Here is a 16,091-nt window from a genome sequence, read left to right on the forward strand (position 1 = left end):
CGTTGAAAACTGGTGTTTAGGGAAGATAGTTCGGCGAATGAAATTCGGTAGGTTGGAGGGAAGTCGTTGGGTTGGTTGAGGATGAATCGAGATATGGGCGGAAGCGGGCATAGGGTTGATTTTAGGGCGGGAATTGGATATAGTGATCCATCAATCAAGAGAGGGAGGATACTCCATGAAAAGACGAATACTGGTTTTGGGGCTGTTGATGCTGGTGGGGTGGAGTGGGATGGTGAGGGGGGAGGATACAACTGAAGTCAGACACAAGATCGCGGTGCGGTTGGCGGGGGCGTGGGATGTTGTTCAGGGTGACGATGATTACTGGTTTCATTCAGGGTTGGGTTACAACTTACAACTGATGGTTCCAATCAGTAGGAGTTTTGCGATCATTGGCAATCTGGGAAAGTCTGGGCAGAAGATGACCGACCTGCCGCGGCAATTCGGAAGTTCATTTACGACCTACGAATCTGATCTGGAATTCTCTTCATACAGATACTCAGCCGGATTGAGATACATCACTCGGAGTCTGTTCGGCTGGAAACGGACAAAGTTCTACATGGACCTTACGGCAGGCAAATTGTACTCCGAATATAGTGGAAGAGCACTTCTGGAAGATTCGACTGGCCAGCCTGGTTATGTCTTGAAACCGAATTCGCACGATCCGGATCTTCTGGTTGAGTGGGAGACGGGGCTGCAGATGCGGATAACATCAGGCATCGCGGCTGAGTTTGGTATTAGGCGATACCTTTCATTCTACAAGGCCAGTGGAAACGGCACCACTATGAACCAGGATTTTGGATTTTGCCTGGGAGTGACGGTGGGGTTTGGGAAGAAGGAGTGAGGTAAAATCGTTCGGTGATTGTGATGCCCACCATAAATGGTGGGGTACGGTAATTGTTCGATAGGCAAGTAATGGGAGACATTGTGAACAGAATGGTGAACATCAGCAAGATTCTCCTGCTGGGAGTTTTCCTGTCGACGGAGGTTTCAGCCACAGACACTATCAAGTCAGACTCCACGTCCAAGATCTGGAAGTTTGCGGTGCGCGTTGCGGGGGTATACGACGTTAAGCCGGATGAGCGGTATGAAATCTTGAGGTCTGGCTACGGATACAATATCGAGGCTCTACTTCCACTGCATAGGAACCTGGCTATTTTCGTGAACTTCGCGCGAACAGGACTTGAGACTGTCGAACTACCGAAGTGGCCCACGGATGACTTTGAATCATATGCTTCAACTCTGCAGTACTCAGCAACAAGTCAGACGCTGGGTATACGCTACACACATCTTGGCGTGTTAGGCTGGAAAAGCGTAGGTTGGCATCTTGACCTCGGACTCGGAAAGGCGGATCGAGAGTACGAAGGATACGTAGAGCTTGTTGATCGCTTCGGGCAACCAGGGTATCGGTGGAAGATCGACACGGACGATCCCGAGTTTCTGGTGGAGTGGGAGTTAGGTTTGCAGAAACGGATGTGCAGCTCGTTGGCAATCGAACTTGGTTTCAGGCGATATATGTCTTTCACCAAATCTGAACTGCCTGATGATCTGGAAGGGACCAGAATGATTCAAACTTGGGGGTTCTTGCTTGGGCTAACGGCCGGGATTCCGGCGGGAAAGTGAAAGGGGAGAGGTTGCTTCGTCCCCCGCCCGCCCCTCGTCTTCGCTCGGGGCGACGTTCGCATGCTCCTCGCAATAACTTCGAACATCTACTCACTTCAGAATGCACTAAGGGCAGACCAGGAGGTCTGCCTCTCAAATAGCAGGGACGGGTCGGGAGGTCTGCCACTCAATTCAACAGGGCATGCGGAGACGTCTGCCGCTCAGATAATCCGATGGTTAAATAGAGTTAATTGGTCCAATTTTGCTTGCGTCTCCAGAGGGCTGTTATTATTCTTCAGGCGCGCGAATTTTGCCGACTAGACGTTTTCCCTTTTTCAGCTTTCGCATCAAAATTCGTGTGATCCGGGCTTTACTCCGCGACCCTCGTTGCTATGCCTGCCAAAGATCATCCGGCCGCTGAGTGAATATTCAAATCTGCAATTGCATAGTATGAGTGCCCGACTCGGTATGGGTGGCAAGAGACCAAACAATCGGCCCCTGCACCATTCCCGGAAGGCTCAACCATTCTCACTCTGGAGGCCCGTCATGGCAACGGTAGGAACTGATACTGGAAAACAATCGGGGAGAAAAGTCAGTGTCGGCGATGTCGACACACTGCAAAAATCACTCAAGGGAAAGCTGCTTCGCCCCGGCGACCAGGGATATGACACCGCGAGGACGATCTGGAACGCGATGATCGACCGGCAGCCTGCAATTATCGTGCAGCCGATGGATGCCGGTGATGTGCAGAAGGCAGTCAACTTTGCCCGCGAACAGAACATCCTTGTCGCTATCAAGGGTGGCGGACACAATATCGCCGGCAATGCGGTATGTGACGACGGTCTTATGATCGATTTCAGTCTGATGCGCGGAGTGCGAGTAGACCCAGCGGCGAAAGTAGCCCATGTCGAAGCCGGGGCGCTGCTCTCTGATGTCGACCACGCGACCCAGGCACACGGACTGGCGGTCCCGCTTGGCATCAATTCGACGACCGGTGTCGCCGGTCTTACACTGGGTGGTGGATTTGGCTGGCTGACTCGGCAACATGGTTTGTCCATTGACAATCTGCGCGCTATGGATGTCGTCACCGCCGATGGAAAAATGGTCACCTGTAATTCTTCGCAACATGAGGACCTCTTCTGGGCGCTCTGTGGCGGAGGCGGCAATTTTGGCGTGGTCACACGCTTTGAGTTCACGCTTCATCCAGTAGGGCCGATGATCACTGCCGGCCTGGTAGTTTATCCGCTGTCCGAGGCGGCTGGTGCTCTTAAGCAGTACAACGAGTATGTTAAGACCCTACCCTTCGAGTCAAATGTCTGGGTAGTTTTGCGCAAAGCTCCGCCGCTTCCATTTCTGCCGGTCGAGGCGCATGGGACAGACGTTTTGGTTTTTCCCGTCTTTTACAATGGGAAAAAACAGGCAGGGATGAAGCAGCTTGAGCCGGTACGGCATTTTGGGAAAGCAATTGGCGAGTTTGTCGATGAAATGCCCTATGAAGATTGGCAGAAGATGTTTGACGGTCTGCTTGGCCCCGGTGCACGAAACTACTGGAAATCCCACAATTTTGGCGAGCTGAGCGACAAATTCATTCAGACGGTAATAGGCGCTACATTAGCTTTGCCCTCGGATGAGAGCGATCTGTTTCTCGGTTTCATTCAGGGCGTGTCGAATAAAAAGCCAAAATCGTCGTCGGCGTATCCGCATCGCGATTGCGGCTGGGCAATGAATGTCCATGGCCGCTGGATGACCCCACAACAGGATGAAAAGGGGATTGCGTGGGCTCGTGATGTGTATCGCGATACAGCACCATTCGCGCTGGGCGGCGTGTATGTCAATTTCCTGACCTCGGACGAAAAGGATCGTATCCGCGAAGCATATGGCGAAGGTTGGGATCGACTGGTGGAAGTAAAACGGAAATATGATCCGACGAATCTGTTCTGCATGAATCAGAATATCAACCCGAAAGGGTAGGCTCGTTCGTAGTGGAAATCAAAAGCGGGGCTCAAATGAGTCCCGCTTTTATTTTGAGTTTCCTCTGAAGTCTTACGCTTTGATCAACTTCATCCGGTCAGTGATTCTCCGGTCGAGTTCGATCACCTGCGTCTGATCGGCGCGGGTAGGCATCACCTGATCCGAGTAGAGGACCAGATGCGCTTTGCCGTCCGGTGTCAGGAATGAGCCGTTGATGCGGCCCTCGCAATTCGCCTCACGCATCATGAATTCAATCTCACTCACCAGTTCATCGAAATTCGCCAATCCGATATGGTGCCCCATATCTTCGCACAGTCTCTCGATAATGGCGCGAGTGGAGAGGCCATTCAATGGCTCGCCAATCGGCGTGGTTGCCTGACGCATGCCGGACCAGTTGGTCAGGTGACCTTCAGTTTCGAGATAGCTGGAGAGCGGGATGAAAACATCCGCGGCCATGGCGGTCTCGGTCTGGAAGAGGTCGGCGACCACGAGGAAATCAAGGTGATTGATGAGTGCATTGAATTCCGGCGACGCGGCGGGGTTCTCACCGATGATCACTGCGGCGCGGATCTTGTCCTGACGGAGTTTGCGGCTGACATTGGTGCCTGACTTCTCGAGCAGTTTCGCCATGTCGGTTCGCCAGACTTTGGAGGTCTCCGCGAGCAGTTTGCTATTGTCGATCAGTCCGCCGCCGGGGAGAAGTTTGGAATCGAAACCGGCGATTCGGCTTCCGGTGTGGTTCGCCTGACTGGACATCAGGGCGATACCGTTGCCGGGTTTGCCGATGCGCCCAAGCAGCAGCATCAGAGTAGCGAGAGCCTTGAGGTCATTTGAGGCACGTTCGACACGGCTGTCGAGATTGTACCAGGCGACGATCTTTTTGCTCGGGTCGGCCAGCAGGTCAGCCATCTTGCGGATAGAATCAATCGAGACACCGGTGATTGAAGCGACTTCGGTTAGGTCAGTCTTGGCAAGGGCCGCTATAACCTGATCGGCATTGACCGTTTTCGTTTTCAGATACTCAGAATCAATCTTGCCGCGACGGATCAGTTCACCCATCACACCATTCAGCAATGTTGTGGCGGTGCCGCGACGGGCATCTCCCCAGACAGAGGCAAATGTCGTCAGGTCGATCTGCGACGAGTTGATGACGATAGCCTGAGTGCCGTGCTTCATGCGGCGTTTCATCTGCCAACCGAGAACTGGGTTCTCGCTGGTCGGGTTGCCGCCCAGGAAGAGGTAGAGGTCGGCATTGGCGACATCGTCGTTAGTTGCGGTCGAAAGCGTCGCGCCAAACATATCATCGAGCGCATGGTAGTCGGCATCGTTCAACAACTGGTGGAACGACACGATATTATTGGTGCCAAGCGCGGCACGGGCGAACCGTCCGGCGAGGTAAAGTTCTTCGTTGGTCAGTTTTGGCGATGCTGCCACCAGGATCTCATCCGGGGAGTAATCCTCGATGACTTTCTGCAGACCTGATTCGATAGCGTCGAACGCTTCGTTCCAACTGGTCTGCACCTGTTTGCCGCCGCGTTTGATCATCGGCTTGGTGACGCGGGAGCCATCGAGATAATGCTGGTAGCCGAAGCGACCCTTCACGCAAAGTTCGCCATGGTTGGGCTCCGTTTCCGGCGATGCCCCTGCGACATAAAAGATGTCGTTGGTCTTGACCTTAAGCGTCAGATTGCAACCGACTGAGCAGTAGTTGCAGATATTCTCGACCGAATCCATCTTCCACGGGCCGGATCGACGGAATGGCATCTTCTCGACCAGTGCGCCGGTCGGGCAAACATCGATGCAGTTACCACACGAGACGCAGTTGGTTTCATGCAATGCTTTCTCCATCGCCGGCTTGACAATCGTCCGGAACCCGCGATTGACGAATCCAAGCGCGGAGACATTGAGGATCTCGGCACAGGTGTTCACGCAACGGCCACAGCGAATGCACTTGTTGGCATCGAGCTTGATGAACGGATGGCGCGTGTCGACCTTGTATTTGTTGTATTCTCCGACAAAGCGGGTCTGGTCGACGCCGTATTCGGTGCAGTAATCCTGAAGCGTGCAGGCGAGGCCAACATCGCAGCCGCACTCGGCGCAACGGAGGGACTCCTCGAAGGCATCTTTTTCGTCGTATGCGTACTCGACCTCTTCAAACGTTCGGATCCGCTTTTCGACCGGCATCTCTTTGGCATGATGACGGTGTGATTCCTGTACCTGCGGGATATCCTGGCGGGTCATCTTATGGAAATTATCCCGCTTGCTTTCGAAACGATCGGTGAACGGCTCGACGATTCCTGTGCGGATAAACTTGTCAATTGCGCGAGCGGCCATACGACCTGCGGCGATAGCGTCGATAGCATCGGCGGGACCGGTGACAACATCACCACCGGAGAAAACGCCGGGACGGTCGGTATCAAACGTCCCTTCCTTGGCGACGATGGTTTTCCACTTAGTGACTTTGACATTACCGTTCTTTGATTCGACACCGGTGAGGTCAGGTTCCTGGCCGATGGCCGAGATAACCCAATCGCAGTTGAGTGTGAAATCCGAATCTTTGACTTCAACCGGACGGCGTCGGCCCGAGGCATCCGGCTCACCCAATTCCATGCGGATACAGGTAATCGACTCCATCCGGTCGTTGGCGACATTCACTCGCACGGGAGCGGCGAGGAATTCCATTCTGATCCCCTCATGCTCGGCTGCCTCGATCTCTACCATGTTTGCCGGCATTTCGTTGCGGGTGCGACGGTAGAGAAGGATGACTTCATCGGCGCCAAGGCGAAGCGAAGTACGGGCAGCATCGATTGCGGTATTTCCACCGCCGACAACAACCACGCGCCCTTTGATCGGCGGGTTGGTCTTGAGTTCTACCTGGCGAAGGAAATCGACGCCGGTCAGGACGCCATCGACATTTTCATTCTCGACCGCCATCGGCTTGCCAACCTGCGCGCCGAGTCCGATGAATACGGATTTGAATCCTTGCTTGAAGAGGCCATCGATAGTGATATCGCGGCCCAGCATCTTATTGGTGTGGAGTTCGACGCCGAGGTCGAGAATCCAGTTGATCTCTTTGTCGAGAATTTCTTTTGGGAGACGGTATTCGGGGATACCGTAGCGAAGCATGCCACCGGGATTGGGGAGCGCTTCAAAGATAGTCGGACGGTAGCCTTCGAGCACGAGATAGTAAGCGGCGGTGAGACCGGCAGGTCCTGCACCGATAATTGCGACCGGCTGGCCGTTATCCGGTTTGGTATCCGGCTGCCACATTTGGCCGATCATATCCTGGTCGGCGGCGTAGCGCTTAAGGAAGTCAATTCCTACCGGTGCGTCTACCAGCGTGCGGCGGCAGTTGATCTCGCACTTGCGCGTGCAGACGCGACCGCAGACAGAGGGGAGTGGGTTCTTTTCTTTGATCAGCGCGACGGCTTCTTTGAATTTCCCGAGATTGATCAGCGACATGTACCCCTGGATATCAACATCGGCGGGGCAATTGAGGCGGCAGGGGCCGAAGCAGTCGGCATAGTGGTCGGAAAGCAAAAGCTCAAGACAGGTCTTGCGCGCCGCGATCACCTTGTCCGACCGGGTATGGATTTTCATTCCGTCGGACGGTTTGGTCGAGCAAGCAGGGAAGAGGCGGCTCTGGCCTTCAACTTCGACCACACAAAGGAAACATGAACCGAACGGCGGCAGTTTTGGGTCGTGGCAAAGAGTCGGGATGTTATCGATGCCGAGGTCTTTGCAGATCTGCAGAATGGTCAGGTCGGCCGGGACCGAGTGCTGTTTCCCGTTTATATTCACGGATATCATGGTCATTACTCCTTCACCACCGCGTCGAAGCGACAGACGGTGAAGCATTTGCCGCATTTGATGCAGAGATCCTGCGAGACAAAGTGCATCTGCTTCCTTTCGCCGGTGATGGCATTGGTCGGACAGGCCTTGGCGCAGACAACACAGCCGGTGCAGTTGTCATTGATCGTGTAGGTCAAGAGCGGCGCGCAGACATGGGCCGGGCATTTCTTATCGACAATGTGCGCGACATATTCATCGCGGAAATATTTCAGCGTGGTGACCACCGGATTGGGGGCGGATTGACCGAGGCCGCAGAGCGAAGCGGCCTTGATCTGGTCGGAGAGCTCGTCAAGATTGGCGAGATCATCCATCGTCCCCTTTCCTTCGCAGATACGCTCGAGAATCTCAAGCATCCGCTTGGTACCGATGCGGCAGAAAGTGCATTTGCCGCAGGATTCGGCTTGAGTGAAAGAGAGGAAGTAACGAGCAACGTCGACCATGCAGGTGGTTTCATCCATGACGATGAGACCGCCGGAGCCCATGATGGCGCCGGTCTTTGGGATATTCTGGTAGTCGATTGAGATATCGCCCATCGAAGCGGGGATACATCCACCGGAGGGCCCGCCCATCTGGACAGCCTTGAACTTTTTGTCATCGACTATGCCGCCGCAGACATCGAAGACGATCTGGTTGATGGTGATTCCCATGGGGACTTCGACCAGACCAGTGCGACGGACTTTGCCGGCCATGGCGAATACCTTTGTCCCTTTTGAATCGGCAGTACCGTAGGCGGCGAAGGCGGCGCCGGAGTTGAGAATGATCCAGGGGACGTTGGCGTAGGTTTCGACATTGTTGATGTTAGTCGGTTTCCCCCAGAGGCCGGATTGGGCCGGGAAAGGGGGACGGAAGCGGGGCATTCCGCGTCGGCCTTCAATCGAGGCGATCAGCGCGGTCTCTTCGCCGCAGACAAATGCGCCGGCGCCTTCTTTGATCTTGATATCAAACTTGAATCCGGTGCCGAGGATATTGTCACCAAGCAGACCTTTAGCTTTGCACTGACCGATAGCCTGGCGGAGACGGGCGACTGCTTTGGGATATTCGGCGCGGCAGTAGATATAGGAATCATCGGCGCCGATCGCATACGCCGCGATCATCATCCCTTCAAGGACGGCGTGTGGGTCGGATTCGAGAACGGAGCGATCCATGAATGCGCCGGGGTCGCCCTCGTCGGCATTACAAAGGATATACTTCTTGGTGCCGGGGGCGGCTTTGGTGAATTTCCATTTGAGGCCGGTCATGAAACCAGCGCCGCCTCTTCCACGGAGGCCGGACTGGAGGACTTCTTCGATAACCTGATCCTGGGTCATTGACTTGATCGCTTTTTCGATCGCCTTGTAGCCACCGGCAGCGATGTATTCATCGATTGAGCCCGGATCGATCTTACCGCAGTTGCGCAGGACGATGCGAACCTGATTTTCGAAGAATCCCTTTTCGCGTTGTTCACCGGAGACGAGCCATTCTTCGACCTGTTTGTTGCCGAGTACGTCTTCGTCGATGATGCGGCCGACACGTTCCGGGGTGACCTCGCCATAGAGGTGGCCGGTGCCGGAGCTGTTGGAGATCTCAACCAGAACTTCGCGATAACACATGCCAACGCATCCGGTCTCTTTGAGCACGAAGGCGTTCGGGTGGTCTTTGAGTTCGTCCTGTAATGCTTTAAAGACTTTTTCGCCGCCGGCAGAGATGCCGCAGGTGCCAAGTCCAACTGTGACTGTTTTCATAGTTTCACCTTACTCCGCCGCCACTTTCGCCTGATCTTTCATCTGGCGTTTGAAGTCGCGAAGGATCTTGCGGAGTTTCTGTGCGTTCAATCGTCCATAGGTCTCGCCGTCGATGGTTATCACCGGGGCAAGAGAGCAACAACCGATACAGGCGACCGAGAGGAGAGAGAACTCGCCATCGTCGCTGGTCTCTTCGTAGTTGATGCTCAGTTCGTCCTGGATGACTTCGTACACACCTTTGGCGCCATTGACATGGCAGGCGGTTCCGTTGCAGACTTTGAGGATATGCTTGCCGAGCGGTTTGGTGCGGAACTGAGCGTAGAACGTGACGACGCCGTAGATGTCCGCAGAGGGGATCCCGGTCACATGGCTGATGTAGTCGATCGCCCGTTCGGAGACGTAGCCGTAGGTATCCTGAGCGGACTGGAGCAGCGGGATCAGCGCGCCGGCATGACCATCGAACTTCCAGACATCGACATTAAACGGTTTGAATTGATTCGTCTGAGGATCAGACATGGTCATTTCCCTTATAATTTGGTCAGCTCGAGAATGTAGGCGTGCTTTAAGCGAAGCAGGCCATCGAGCATCCGGATATGTTCGTTGATGGTGGAATCGACGGCATCGAAATTTCCGCCGGTGACAACGGCGACCAGATCGCATCCGCCGCGGGTCGTGGTACAGAAGAGGACTTCGGGGATCTCGCCTAGCGCTTTGCGCATTGATTCGAGTTTAGCCGGTTCGACCTCAAGAAAGAGATAGGCGTGGGCCATGGCCGGGTCGATCGACTTGCTTTGCTCTTCATCCAGCAAAATATCGTACGCCATCATCTGATCGACACCCTGGAGACGCTTGAGCGGATCGGGGATCGCCGATGCGGGGGCGGAGAGTTTCATGACAAGATGGATATGACCATCAACAGCGCTCCATCGCTCCACCGATGTGGAGTTCTGGACAGTCTGCATGGCCGGGAGGAGCATTTCGGGGTCCGCAAAGCGGGCCAAAACATAAGAGCCCACGGTCATCGTTGTTTCCTTTCGCCCGGGAAGAATGAGAACGCTGAGGAGAATCGAGAACCGACAAAGCAGAGCAAACCGGTCATAGATCAGACTCCTCGGAGACCAGGCTGCCGGGGAGAAAGAAGTGGCTAATCGAGGCAGATTTCGTCACGTGTTCAGCGTCCCTTTGTTACTTCTGTCACATGATATTCAATAGTGACAAAGTTGTCAATAATATATCGGACTATTTCGGTTGGAATTGAATATAGTCTACGGTATGGTATGATTTTCGGAGAGTAAATCGATCCGGACATTGGGTAGCAGTATGGTGGAAAATGATGAGAATATCAATCCGGGAATTAGATTATATTCGTGTACGGATATCAGGATAAGATAGATGGTTGATGCACAAGAGATAAAGCGGTTGGCCTATCAGGTCGGGTTCGACCTTTGCGGGATCTGTTCGCCAGATCTGATACCGGAGGCGCGGGAGAGGTATTATCTCTGGCTGGAGAAGAAGTATCACGGGGAGTTGGGGTATCTGGCAAAAGATCCGCAACGTCGGTCTGATCCGCGGTTGCTGCTGGAAGGCGGCAGGTCGGTGATCATGCTGGGGCTGAATTATTACCAGCCGAATTCAGAGATTGTACCGGAAGGTTGCGGGAGGGTGTCGCGGTACGCGCGGGGGAGGGATTACCATAAGGTGATCGCGAAGAAGACGAAGGAGATGATACGGGGGATAGAGTCGGAATTAGGATCCGACGAGTCGGCACAGTTTCGGTGGTTTGTGGATTATGGGCCGATGCTGGAGCGGGCGTATGCGGAAAAAGCGGGGTTCGGGTATGTGGGGCGAAACGGGATGCTGATCAGTCGGCAGTTCGGGTCATGGCTGTTTCTTGCGGAGATAATCACAACTCTCGAATTGCTGCCGGATGATCCTAAGGCGATAAAACATGGAACGTGTGGCACCTGCAAGAAGTGCATTGATGCATGCCCGACCGGGGCGATAGTCGAAGATAGGGTGGTGGATTCGACCAAATGCATCTCGTATCTGACAATCGAGCGTCCAGTAGAGTTTGATGAGGCGTTGATACCAAAGATCGGCGACCGGATATTTGGATGTGATGTCTGCCAGGAGGTCTGCCCGCACAATTTCCAGCGACAGAAGTTGACGAAACACGATGAGTTTTTGTCCGGCGGGGTGGGGGAGTTTATCGATACGCGGAAAGTGCTGGCGATGCAGACTCGGGAAGATTTTCTGGCGATGACTTCGGGGACACCGCTGACACGGACGAAGTTGGAGGGGTTGCAGCGGAGTGCGGGGTGGGTAAGAGGGGAGGGACGGTAGGGCAGACCGGGAGGTCTGCCGCTCAAATCTGCGGATTCAATTCAATAGTTTCAAATCGGCGGGTTCAATCTCCCATCGCACAATTACACCAATGACAGTTGCATAATAGACAATGCAGTCGTATATTCAGTCACTCGCCAGCAGATACCTTTCAATCAAGAATTCGAGGACAATATGCGTACAGTCACGCGGTTCCTCTTCAGCCTGAGCGCCTGCCTGGTGCTTTCTCAAGTTGGTTGTTCCAAATCTCCCACCGATGATGATGACGAGAAGGATTCCCGGCCGCCGGATCTGATCGCTGATCTGACGGTCATTAACACCACGACTTATACGGCGACACTCCAATGGACGGCTCCGGCAGACCGGAGGGATGATAACTCGGCCGGGATGCTTCAGGAGTATGACCTTCGGGTGTCATATGATCCGCTCACAACAGCGAATTTTGCGAGTGGATATCGTATCGATTCCGTGCAGCCCTGGGCACCATCGGGGGCGATCCAACAAATAGTGATCGAGATGCTGGAGCCGGATTCGACCTACTATTTTGCCATGAAAACGCGCGATGATAAGGGGAATTGGAGCGGGATATCCAACTGCTGTCAGACGCATTGTCCGGCGATCGAAGTGGTGACTTTTGCTGATGACGCACTGGAGAATTGGGTGCGGGGGCATATCAGCAAACCGACCGGGGATATCCTGTCGACCGATGTTGATACGATGCTGTATATCGATCTGCCCTATGCGGGTGTTGTCAGTCTGAGCGGGGTCGAGTATTTTCTCTCATTGATCGGCGCCAATTTGTGGGGGAATGAGATAGTTGACCTTGCGCCCTTGGCCGGGCTTACACATATCACAGGGTTGTCTTTGGGAAGTAACCAGATCACTGATCTGACTCCGCTGGCGGGATTGCCGGGACTTCGGCAATTGCATATTTCCGAGAATCCTCTCACGAATATCGGGCCGCTGGCATCGGTGGCATCGCTCCAGCAACTTTTCCTGTGGGGATGTCCGGTCACGGATTTCACGCCGTTATACAACCTGCCGGCACTGGATGATGTACATTTTGCCTCGATGAGTCTGACTGATATCAGTTTTATGAGTCACTTGACACATCTGAGGATCTGTAAGTTGAACAGTAATAGTATTGTGTCAATCGCGCCATTGGGCGGGTTGGTGCAAATGGAGGGGTTAGATCTGATGATGAATCAGATCAGTGATATAGGGCCATTGGCATCGCTGGTGAATCTCAATACGCTGAATCTGACGTACAATTCTATCTCGGATATCCAGGGTCTGGTTGATAATAGCGGTCTGGCGAGCGGCGATTTTGTTCATCTGTCGGAGAATCCGCTTTCTGCAAACGCGCTGACGGTTCAGATACCGGCATTGGAGGGGCGCGGCGTGACGGTGACGCACTGAGCTGATACAAGAAACGCGGAGCCGGTCTGGCTCCGCGTATGAAATCGACTACGGTGAGAACGTTTAGTTGGTCTTAGCGTTCATCTTCTTCAGTTCTTCAGTGGTGCGCGCACCCCAAGCCTGGATTTCTTTGACGACGGTTGGATCGGTGTGGCTATAAACGACCACGACCGCTTCGGCAGATCTGATATCCTCCATCTTCACACCCTTCATATAGAATTCGCCGATCTTGGTGCAGTGCTGGCACATTGGGGGGAGATTGGTGGGGTTCATATTGCCGGCGACTTTCTGCATAGCGGCCTGAGCGGCGGCGAACTCATCCCACCAGTCCTTGTCAATATAGGAGATGGAAACAAGGCCGTTGTGAATCGGATGATACTCGTGGCGCATATGGTCTTTCAGGCCCGGTTGGGCGTCGACTTCTTTGCAGAAGACACAGTTGACGGGGTCCATCCAGGGTTTCTCAGCATCCTGAGCGACGATCATGGCTGCAGAGGCGACCAGGATGATCAGGGCGAGGGATAATAGCGTACGCATCAATAACTCCTTCGTTGGCTATTTGGCAATATCAGTCGGTTTTCAGTTATACGCGGGAGCGTTGTTTGACACTGAAATAGTACATGGCGGGTGCGTTTAACGCAAGTCAGGAATGTGGGTCTATCTTAGGAAGTGATGACACGGGATGGGGGAGGCGTGAGCGGTTTGATAACCTGCTCGTGGCGTGTGAGTTGCATTTGCGCGACGCGAGCAGGGGAGACGGAAAAAAGGATTTGCCCGGTAGGTATTCAATCTACATAATTCAAGCTATGGCAAAAATCGCACCCTCGATCCTCGGCGCCGATTTCTCCCGTTTGGGGGACGAGATCGCCAGTTGTGAACAGGCCGGAATTTCCATCTATCATTTGGATATCATGGATGGCCACTTTGTCCCGAATATCTCGTTTGGTCCGGGAGTGGTGAAAACGGTCGACAGACTGACCGATCATTTGCTCGATGTCCATTTGATGCTGAGCGAACCGGAGAAATATTTTGAGCCGTTCGCCAAAGCGGGGGCGGACTATATCACTTTCCATCTGGAAGTGCATCCTGACCCCACGAAATATGCCGAGCAGCTTCGGCAGTTGGGGATCAAGCCGGGGATATCGATCAATCCGGATATGCCGGTTGAGAAGGTACTGCCCTTTCTGGAGCATTTCGACCTGTTGTTGTTGATGTCGGTGTTTCCGGGGTTTGGCGGGCAGAGTTATATCGAGTCGGTGACGCCTAAGATCGCGGCGGCGCGCGACTATGTCGATCACCATCATTTGCATACGCAGATTGAGGTGGATGGGGGGATCGATCGGAACAACGCAAGGAAAGTAGTTGAGGCGGGGGCGGATCTGTTGGTGATGGGGACCGGCTTTTTCGGCGTAACAGAGCGTAAATCTTTGGTCAATGAGATAGAACGGATTCCCGCGCGACCCTCGCGCAAATAAGGAAGGACAGAGTGAAAATAGCAGCCGGGAAGATCGAACGACAATATGAGCGGATGGTTAAGCGGGGAGTGGAAGCGGCGTTGATGCCGTTGTTGATGCAACGGGAAGCATCGGTTTTTGGCGGCGATGCCGCACTCGAAAAACTGATCGGCAATCGGCTTGGGTGGGTGGATGTCGCGCTGGCCATGCGGAAGCAGGTAAAAGCGATCAGTTCATTTGGCGAAAGCGCGATCAAAAGCGGGATCGACCATGTTGTGTTGATGGGGATGGGGGGATCATCGCTTTGTCCCGAGGTATTCAACCTGATGTTCGGGACACATCCTAAGTTGACCTCGTTTCATGTGCTTGATTCAACTGATCCCAATGCAATAACTGCTGTCGCACGCGCGGTAGATCTGAAACGGACCTTATTTATTGTCGCCTCCAAATCAGGCGGGACAATAGAGACGCGCTCGCAGGAAGCTTATTTCCTGGCGCGGTTGAGAGAATTGCAGGTGAAAACGCCGGGGCGCCAGTTTGTAGCGATCACTGATCCCGGGAGCGGGCTGGAAGCATTCGCCAAGGCGAACAAGTATCGGAAGATCTTCCTCAATCCGGCGGATATCGGCGGGCGCTATTCGGCGCTCTCGCTCTTTGGATTGGTTCCGGGATTTTTCGCCGGAGTAGATCTTGGCAAGTTGCTGGATGATGCTCGCGAGATGCAGGAGATGATCGCGGAGCGCGGGGATGAATCAAATCCGGCGCTGGCACTGGGTGGATTTATGGCGGCAGGATGGAAGGAGGGGGTCGATAAGATGACGATCGTCGCCTCCAAAAAGACCGCGCCATTTGTGCCGTGGATCGAGCAGCTTGTCGCTGAGTCGACCGGCAAGAAAGGCCGCGGAGTTGTGCCGATCGAGGCGGAGCCGGTAGGCGCCGTCGATTCGTACGGCTCTGATCGGATGTATGTCTTTCTCAAGCTGGCGAGCGAAACGGCGAAGGAGCAGGTAGCGCTCAAGAGAAAGCTCCAGATGCTTCGCGCTCCGGTAGTCGAGATAACGTTGCCATCGGTCAACTCACTCGGTGGGCAGTTCCTGCTCTGGGAAGCGGCGACGGCGGCGGCGGGGTTTTTCATGGGAATCAATCCGTTTGATGAACCAAACGTGACCGAAAGCAAAGAGAATACGAAGGCGATCCTTGAAAAATACAGCAAGAGCCGGCGGTTTCCGTTGCATCGAGGAGCAGTTTCCAAGGCGCTGACATTGGTGACGCTGGGAGAAGGGAAGGGGAAAGCCGGATCGGTCGAGGAGGCGCTGTCGAAGTTTTTCGCCGGAGCCAAGCCGAATAAGTATGTGGCGATCCTCAACTATTTCAAGTCGGACCGTCGGACAGAGAGTATCCTCGCCGAAATGCGTGCGACGATACGTGACGCGACCGGATGCGCAACTTTGCGCGGATATGGGCCGAGATTTTTGCATTCGATCGGGCAATTGTATAAGGGGGGAGATGCGACCGGTATGTTCATCGTGCTGGTTCGTCGCGATTATGGGAAAGCGGTCATACCGAATCAGCCGTTTGGATTCGGGGAGTTGATCACGGCGCAGGCGATCGGTGATTCGCAGGCGCTGATCAAGAGAAAACTACCGACTGTGGTGATCGAGGTCGATGGTTCTCCGGCGGAGGGGCTGGAGCAGTTGTATCGTCATATCAAGAAGATAGTGAGCAAATGAAA

12 protein-coding genes are annotated in these 16,091 nt (G+C 54.1%); 7 read left to right on the plus strand and 5 right to left on the minus strand.

Features of this window, described 5'->3' with window-relative positions; translation table 11 throughout:
- Nucleotides 1–175 precede the first annotated feature (175 nt).
- The 3 genes from IPH75_14110 (at nucleotide 176) to IPH75_14120 (ending at nucleotide 3,570) form a co-directional block, all read left to right on the plus strand.
- Nucleotides 176–841 carry a hypothetical protein gene (locus IPH75_14110; protein ID MBK7143204.1) on the plus strand — a complete coding sequence of 222 codons (666 nt, stop codon included), beginning with the start codon at nucleotides 176–178 and terminating at the stop codon, nucleotides 839–841.
- Between the two features lie 83 nt (nucleotides 842–924).
- Nucleotides 925–1,620, plus strand: coding sequence for a hypothetical protein (locus IPH75_14115; protein ID MBK7143205.1), 696 nt, complete (start codon nucleotides 925–927; stop codon nucleotides 1,618–1,620).
- Nucleotides 1,621–2,145: 525 nt separating this feature from the next.
- Nucleotides 2,146–3,570, plus strand: coding sequence for an FAD-binding oxidoreductase (locus IPH75_14120; protein MBK7143206.1), 1,425 nt, complete (start codon nucleotides 2,146–2,148; stop codon nucleotides 3,568–3,570).
- 72 nt (nucleotides 3,571–3,642) lie between these two features.
- Here IPH75_14120 and IPH75_14125 read toward each other — a convergent pair whose 3' ends face one another.
- The 4 genes from IPH75_14125 to IPH75_14140 are packed head-to-tail and all read right to left on the minus strand — an operon-like array spanning nucleotide 3,643 to nucleotide 10,165.
- On the minus strand, nucleotides 3,643–7,386 hold the full coding sequence (locus tag IPH75_14125; protein ID MBK7143207.1) for a molybdopterin-dependent oxidoreductase: 3,744 nt from the start codon (nucleotides 7,384–7,386) through the stop codon (nucleotides 3,643–3,645).
- Nucleotides 7,386–9,143 carry a 4Fe-4S binding protein gene (locus tag IPH75_14130; protein MBK7143208.1) on the minus strand — a complete coding sequence of 586 codons (1,758 nt, stop codon included), beginning with the start codon at nucleotides 9,141–9,143 and terminating at the stop codon, nucleotides 7,386–7,388. The genes IPH75_14125 and IPH75_14130 overlap by 1 nt, the downstream gene beginning before the upstream one ends.
- A gap of 9 nt (nucleotides 9,144–9,152) precedes the next feature.
- Nucleotides 9,153–9,659, minus strand: a complete 507-nt coding sequence (nuoE, locus tag IPH75_14135; GenBank protein ID MBK7143209.1) for an NADH-quinone oxidoreductase subunit NuoE — start codon at nucleotides 9,657–9,659, stop codon at nucleotides 9,153–9,155.
- Nucleotides 9,660–9,670: 11 nt separating this feature from the next.
- The gene (locus IPH75_14140; GenBank protein ID MBK7143210.1) at nucleotides 9,671–10,165 is read right to left on the minus strand and encodes an Lrp/AsnC ligand binding domain-containing protein; all 495 of its coding nucleotides are present in this window, start codon (nucleotides 10,163–10,165) and stop codon (nucleotides 9,671–9,673) included.
- A gap of 370 nt (nucleotides 10,166–10,535) precedes the next feature.
- Here IPH75_14140 and queG point away from each other — a divergent pair, with 370 nt between their 5' ends.
- On the plus strand, nucleotides 10,536–11,486 hold the full coding sequence (queG, locus tag IPH75_14145; GenBank protein ID MBK7143211.1) for a tRNA epoxyqueuosine(34) reductase QueG: 951 nt from the start codon (nucleotides 10,536–10,538) through the stop codon (nucleotides 11,484–11,486).
- A 174-nt stretch (nucleotides 11,487–11,660) separates the two neighbouring features.
- Nucleotides 11,661–12,905: a leucine-rich repeat domain-containing protein gene (locus IPH75_14150; GenBank protein ID MBK7143212.1), complete on the plus strand. Its 1,245-nt coding sequence runs from the start codon at nucleotides 11,661–11,663 to the stop codon at nucleotides 12,903–12,905.
- Between the two features lie 63 nt (nucleotides 12,906–12,968).
- On the opposite strand, the gene IPH75_14155 is transcribed toward IPH75_14150, so the two are convergent.
- Nucleotides 12,969–13,442 (minus strand): hypothetical protein, encoded by a 474-nt coding sequence (locus IPH75_14155; protein MBK7143213.1) that lies wholly within the window; start codon nucleotides 13,440–13,442, stop codon nucleotides 12,969–12,971.
- A 269-nt stretch (nucleotides 13,443–13,711) separates the two neighbouring features.
- Between IPH75_14155 and rpe the strand changes: the two genes are divergently transcribed.
- Nucleotides 13,712–14,380, plus strand: a complete 669-nt coding sequence (rpe, locus tag IPH75_14160; GenBank protein MBK7143214.1) for a ribulose-phosphate 3-epimerase — start codon at nucleotides 13,712–13,714, stop codon at nucleotides 14,378–14,380.
- An 11-nt stretch (nucleotides 14,381–14,391) separates the two neighbouring features.
- A complete protein-coding gene (locus IPH75_14165) occupies nucleotides 14,392–16,089 on the plus strand; it encodes a glucose-6-phosphate isomerase (GenBank protein MBK7143215.1) in 1,698 nt (565 codons plus the stop codon).
- Nucleotides 16,090–16,091: the final 2 nt, after the last annotated feature.

Source organism: bacterium (assembly GCA_016708025.1).
Lineage (GTDB): Bacteria > Zixibacteria > MSB-5A5 > GN15 > FEB-12 > FEB-12.

Excerpts from the sequence above, each read along its gene's own strand:
- nuoE (MBK7143209.1), bottom strand. The coding sequence starts at position 9,659 with ATGTCTGATCCTCAGACGAATCAATTCAAACCGTTTAATGTCGATGTC.
- IPH75_14125 (MBK7143207.1), bottom strand. The coding sequence starts at position 7,386 with ATGACCATGATATCCGTGAATATAAACGGGAAACAGCACTCGGTCCCG.
- IPH75_14140 (MBK7143210.1), bottom strand. The coding sequence starts at position 10,165 with ATGACCGTGGGCTCTTATGTTTTGGCCCGCTTTGCGGACCCCGAAATG.
- IPH75_14150 (MBK7143212.1), top strand. The coding sequence starts at position 11,661 with ATGCGTACAGTCACGCGGTTCCTCTTCAGCCTGAGCGCCTGCCTGGTG.
- IPH75_14130 (MBK7143208.1), bottom strand. The coding sequence starts at position 9,143 with ATGAAAACAGTCACAGTTGGACTTGGCACCTGCGGCATCTCTGCCGGC.
- IPH75_14120 (MBK7143206.1), top strand. The coding sequence starts at position 2,146 with ATGGCAACGGTAGGAACTGATACTGGAAAACAATCGGGGAGAAAAGTC.
- IPH75_14110 (MBK7143204.1), top strand. The coding sequence starts at position 176 with ATGAAAAGACGAATACTGGTTTTGGGGCTGTTGATGCTGGTGGGGTGG.
- rpe (MBK7143214.1), top strand. The coding sequence starts at position 13,712 with ATGGCAAAAATCGCACCCTCGATCCTCGGCGCCGATTTCTCCCGTTTG.
- queG (MBK7143211.1), top strand. The coding sequence starts at position 10,536 with ATGGTTGATGCACAAGAGATAAAGCGGTTGGCCTATCAGGTCGGGTTC.
- IPH75_14155 (MBK7143213.1), bottom strand. The coding sequence starts at position 13,442 with ATGCGTACGCTATTATCCCTCGCCCTGATCATCCTGGTCGCCTCTGCA.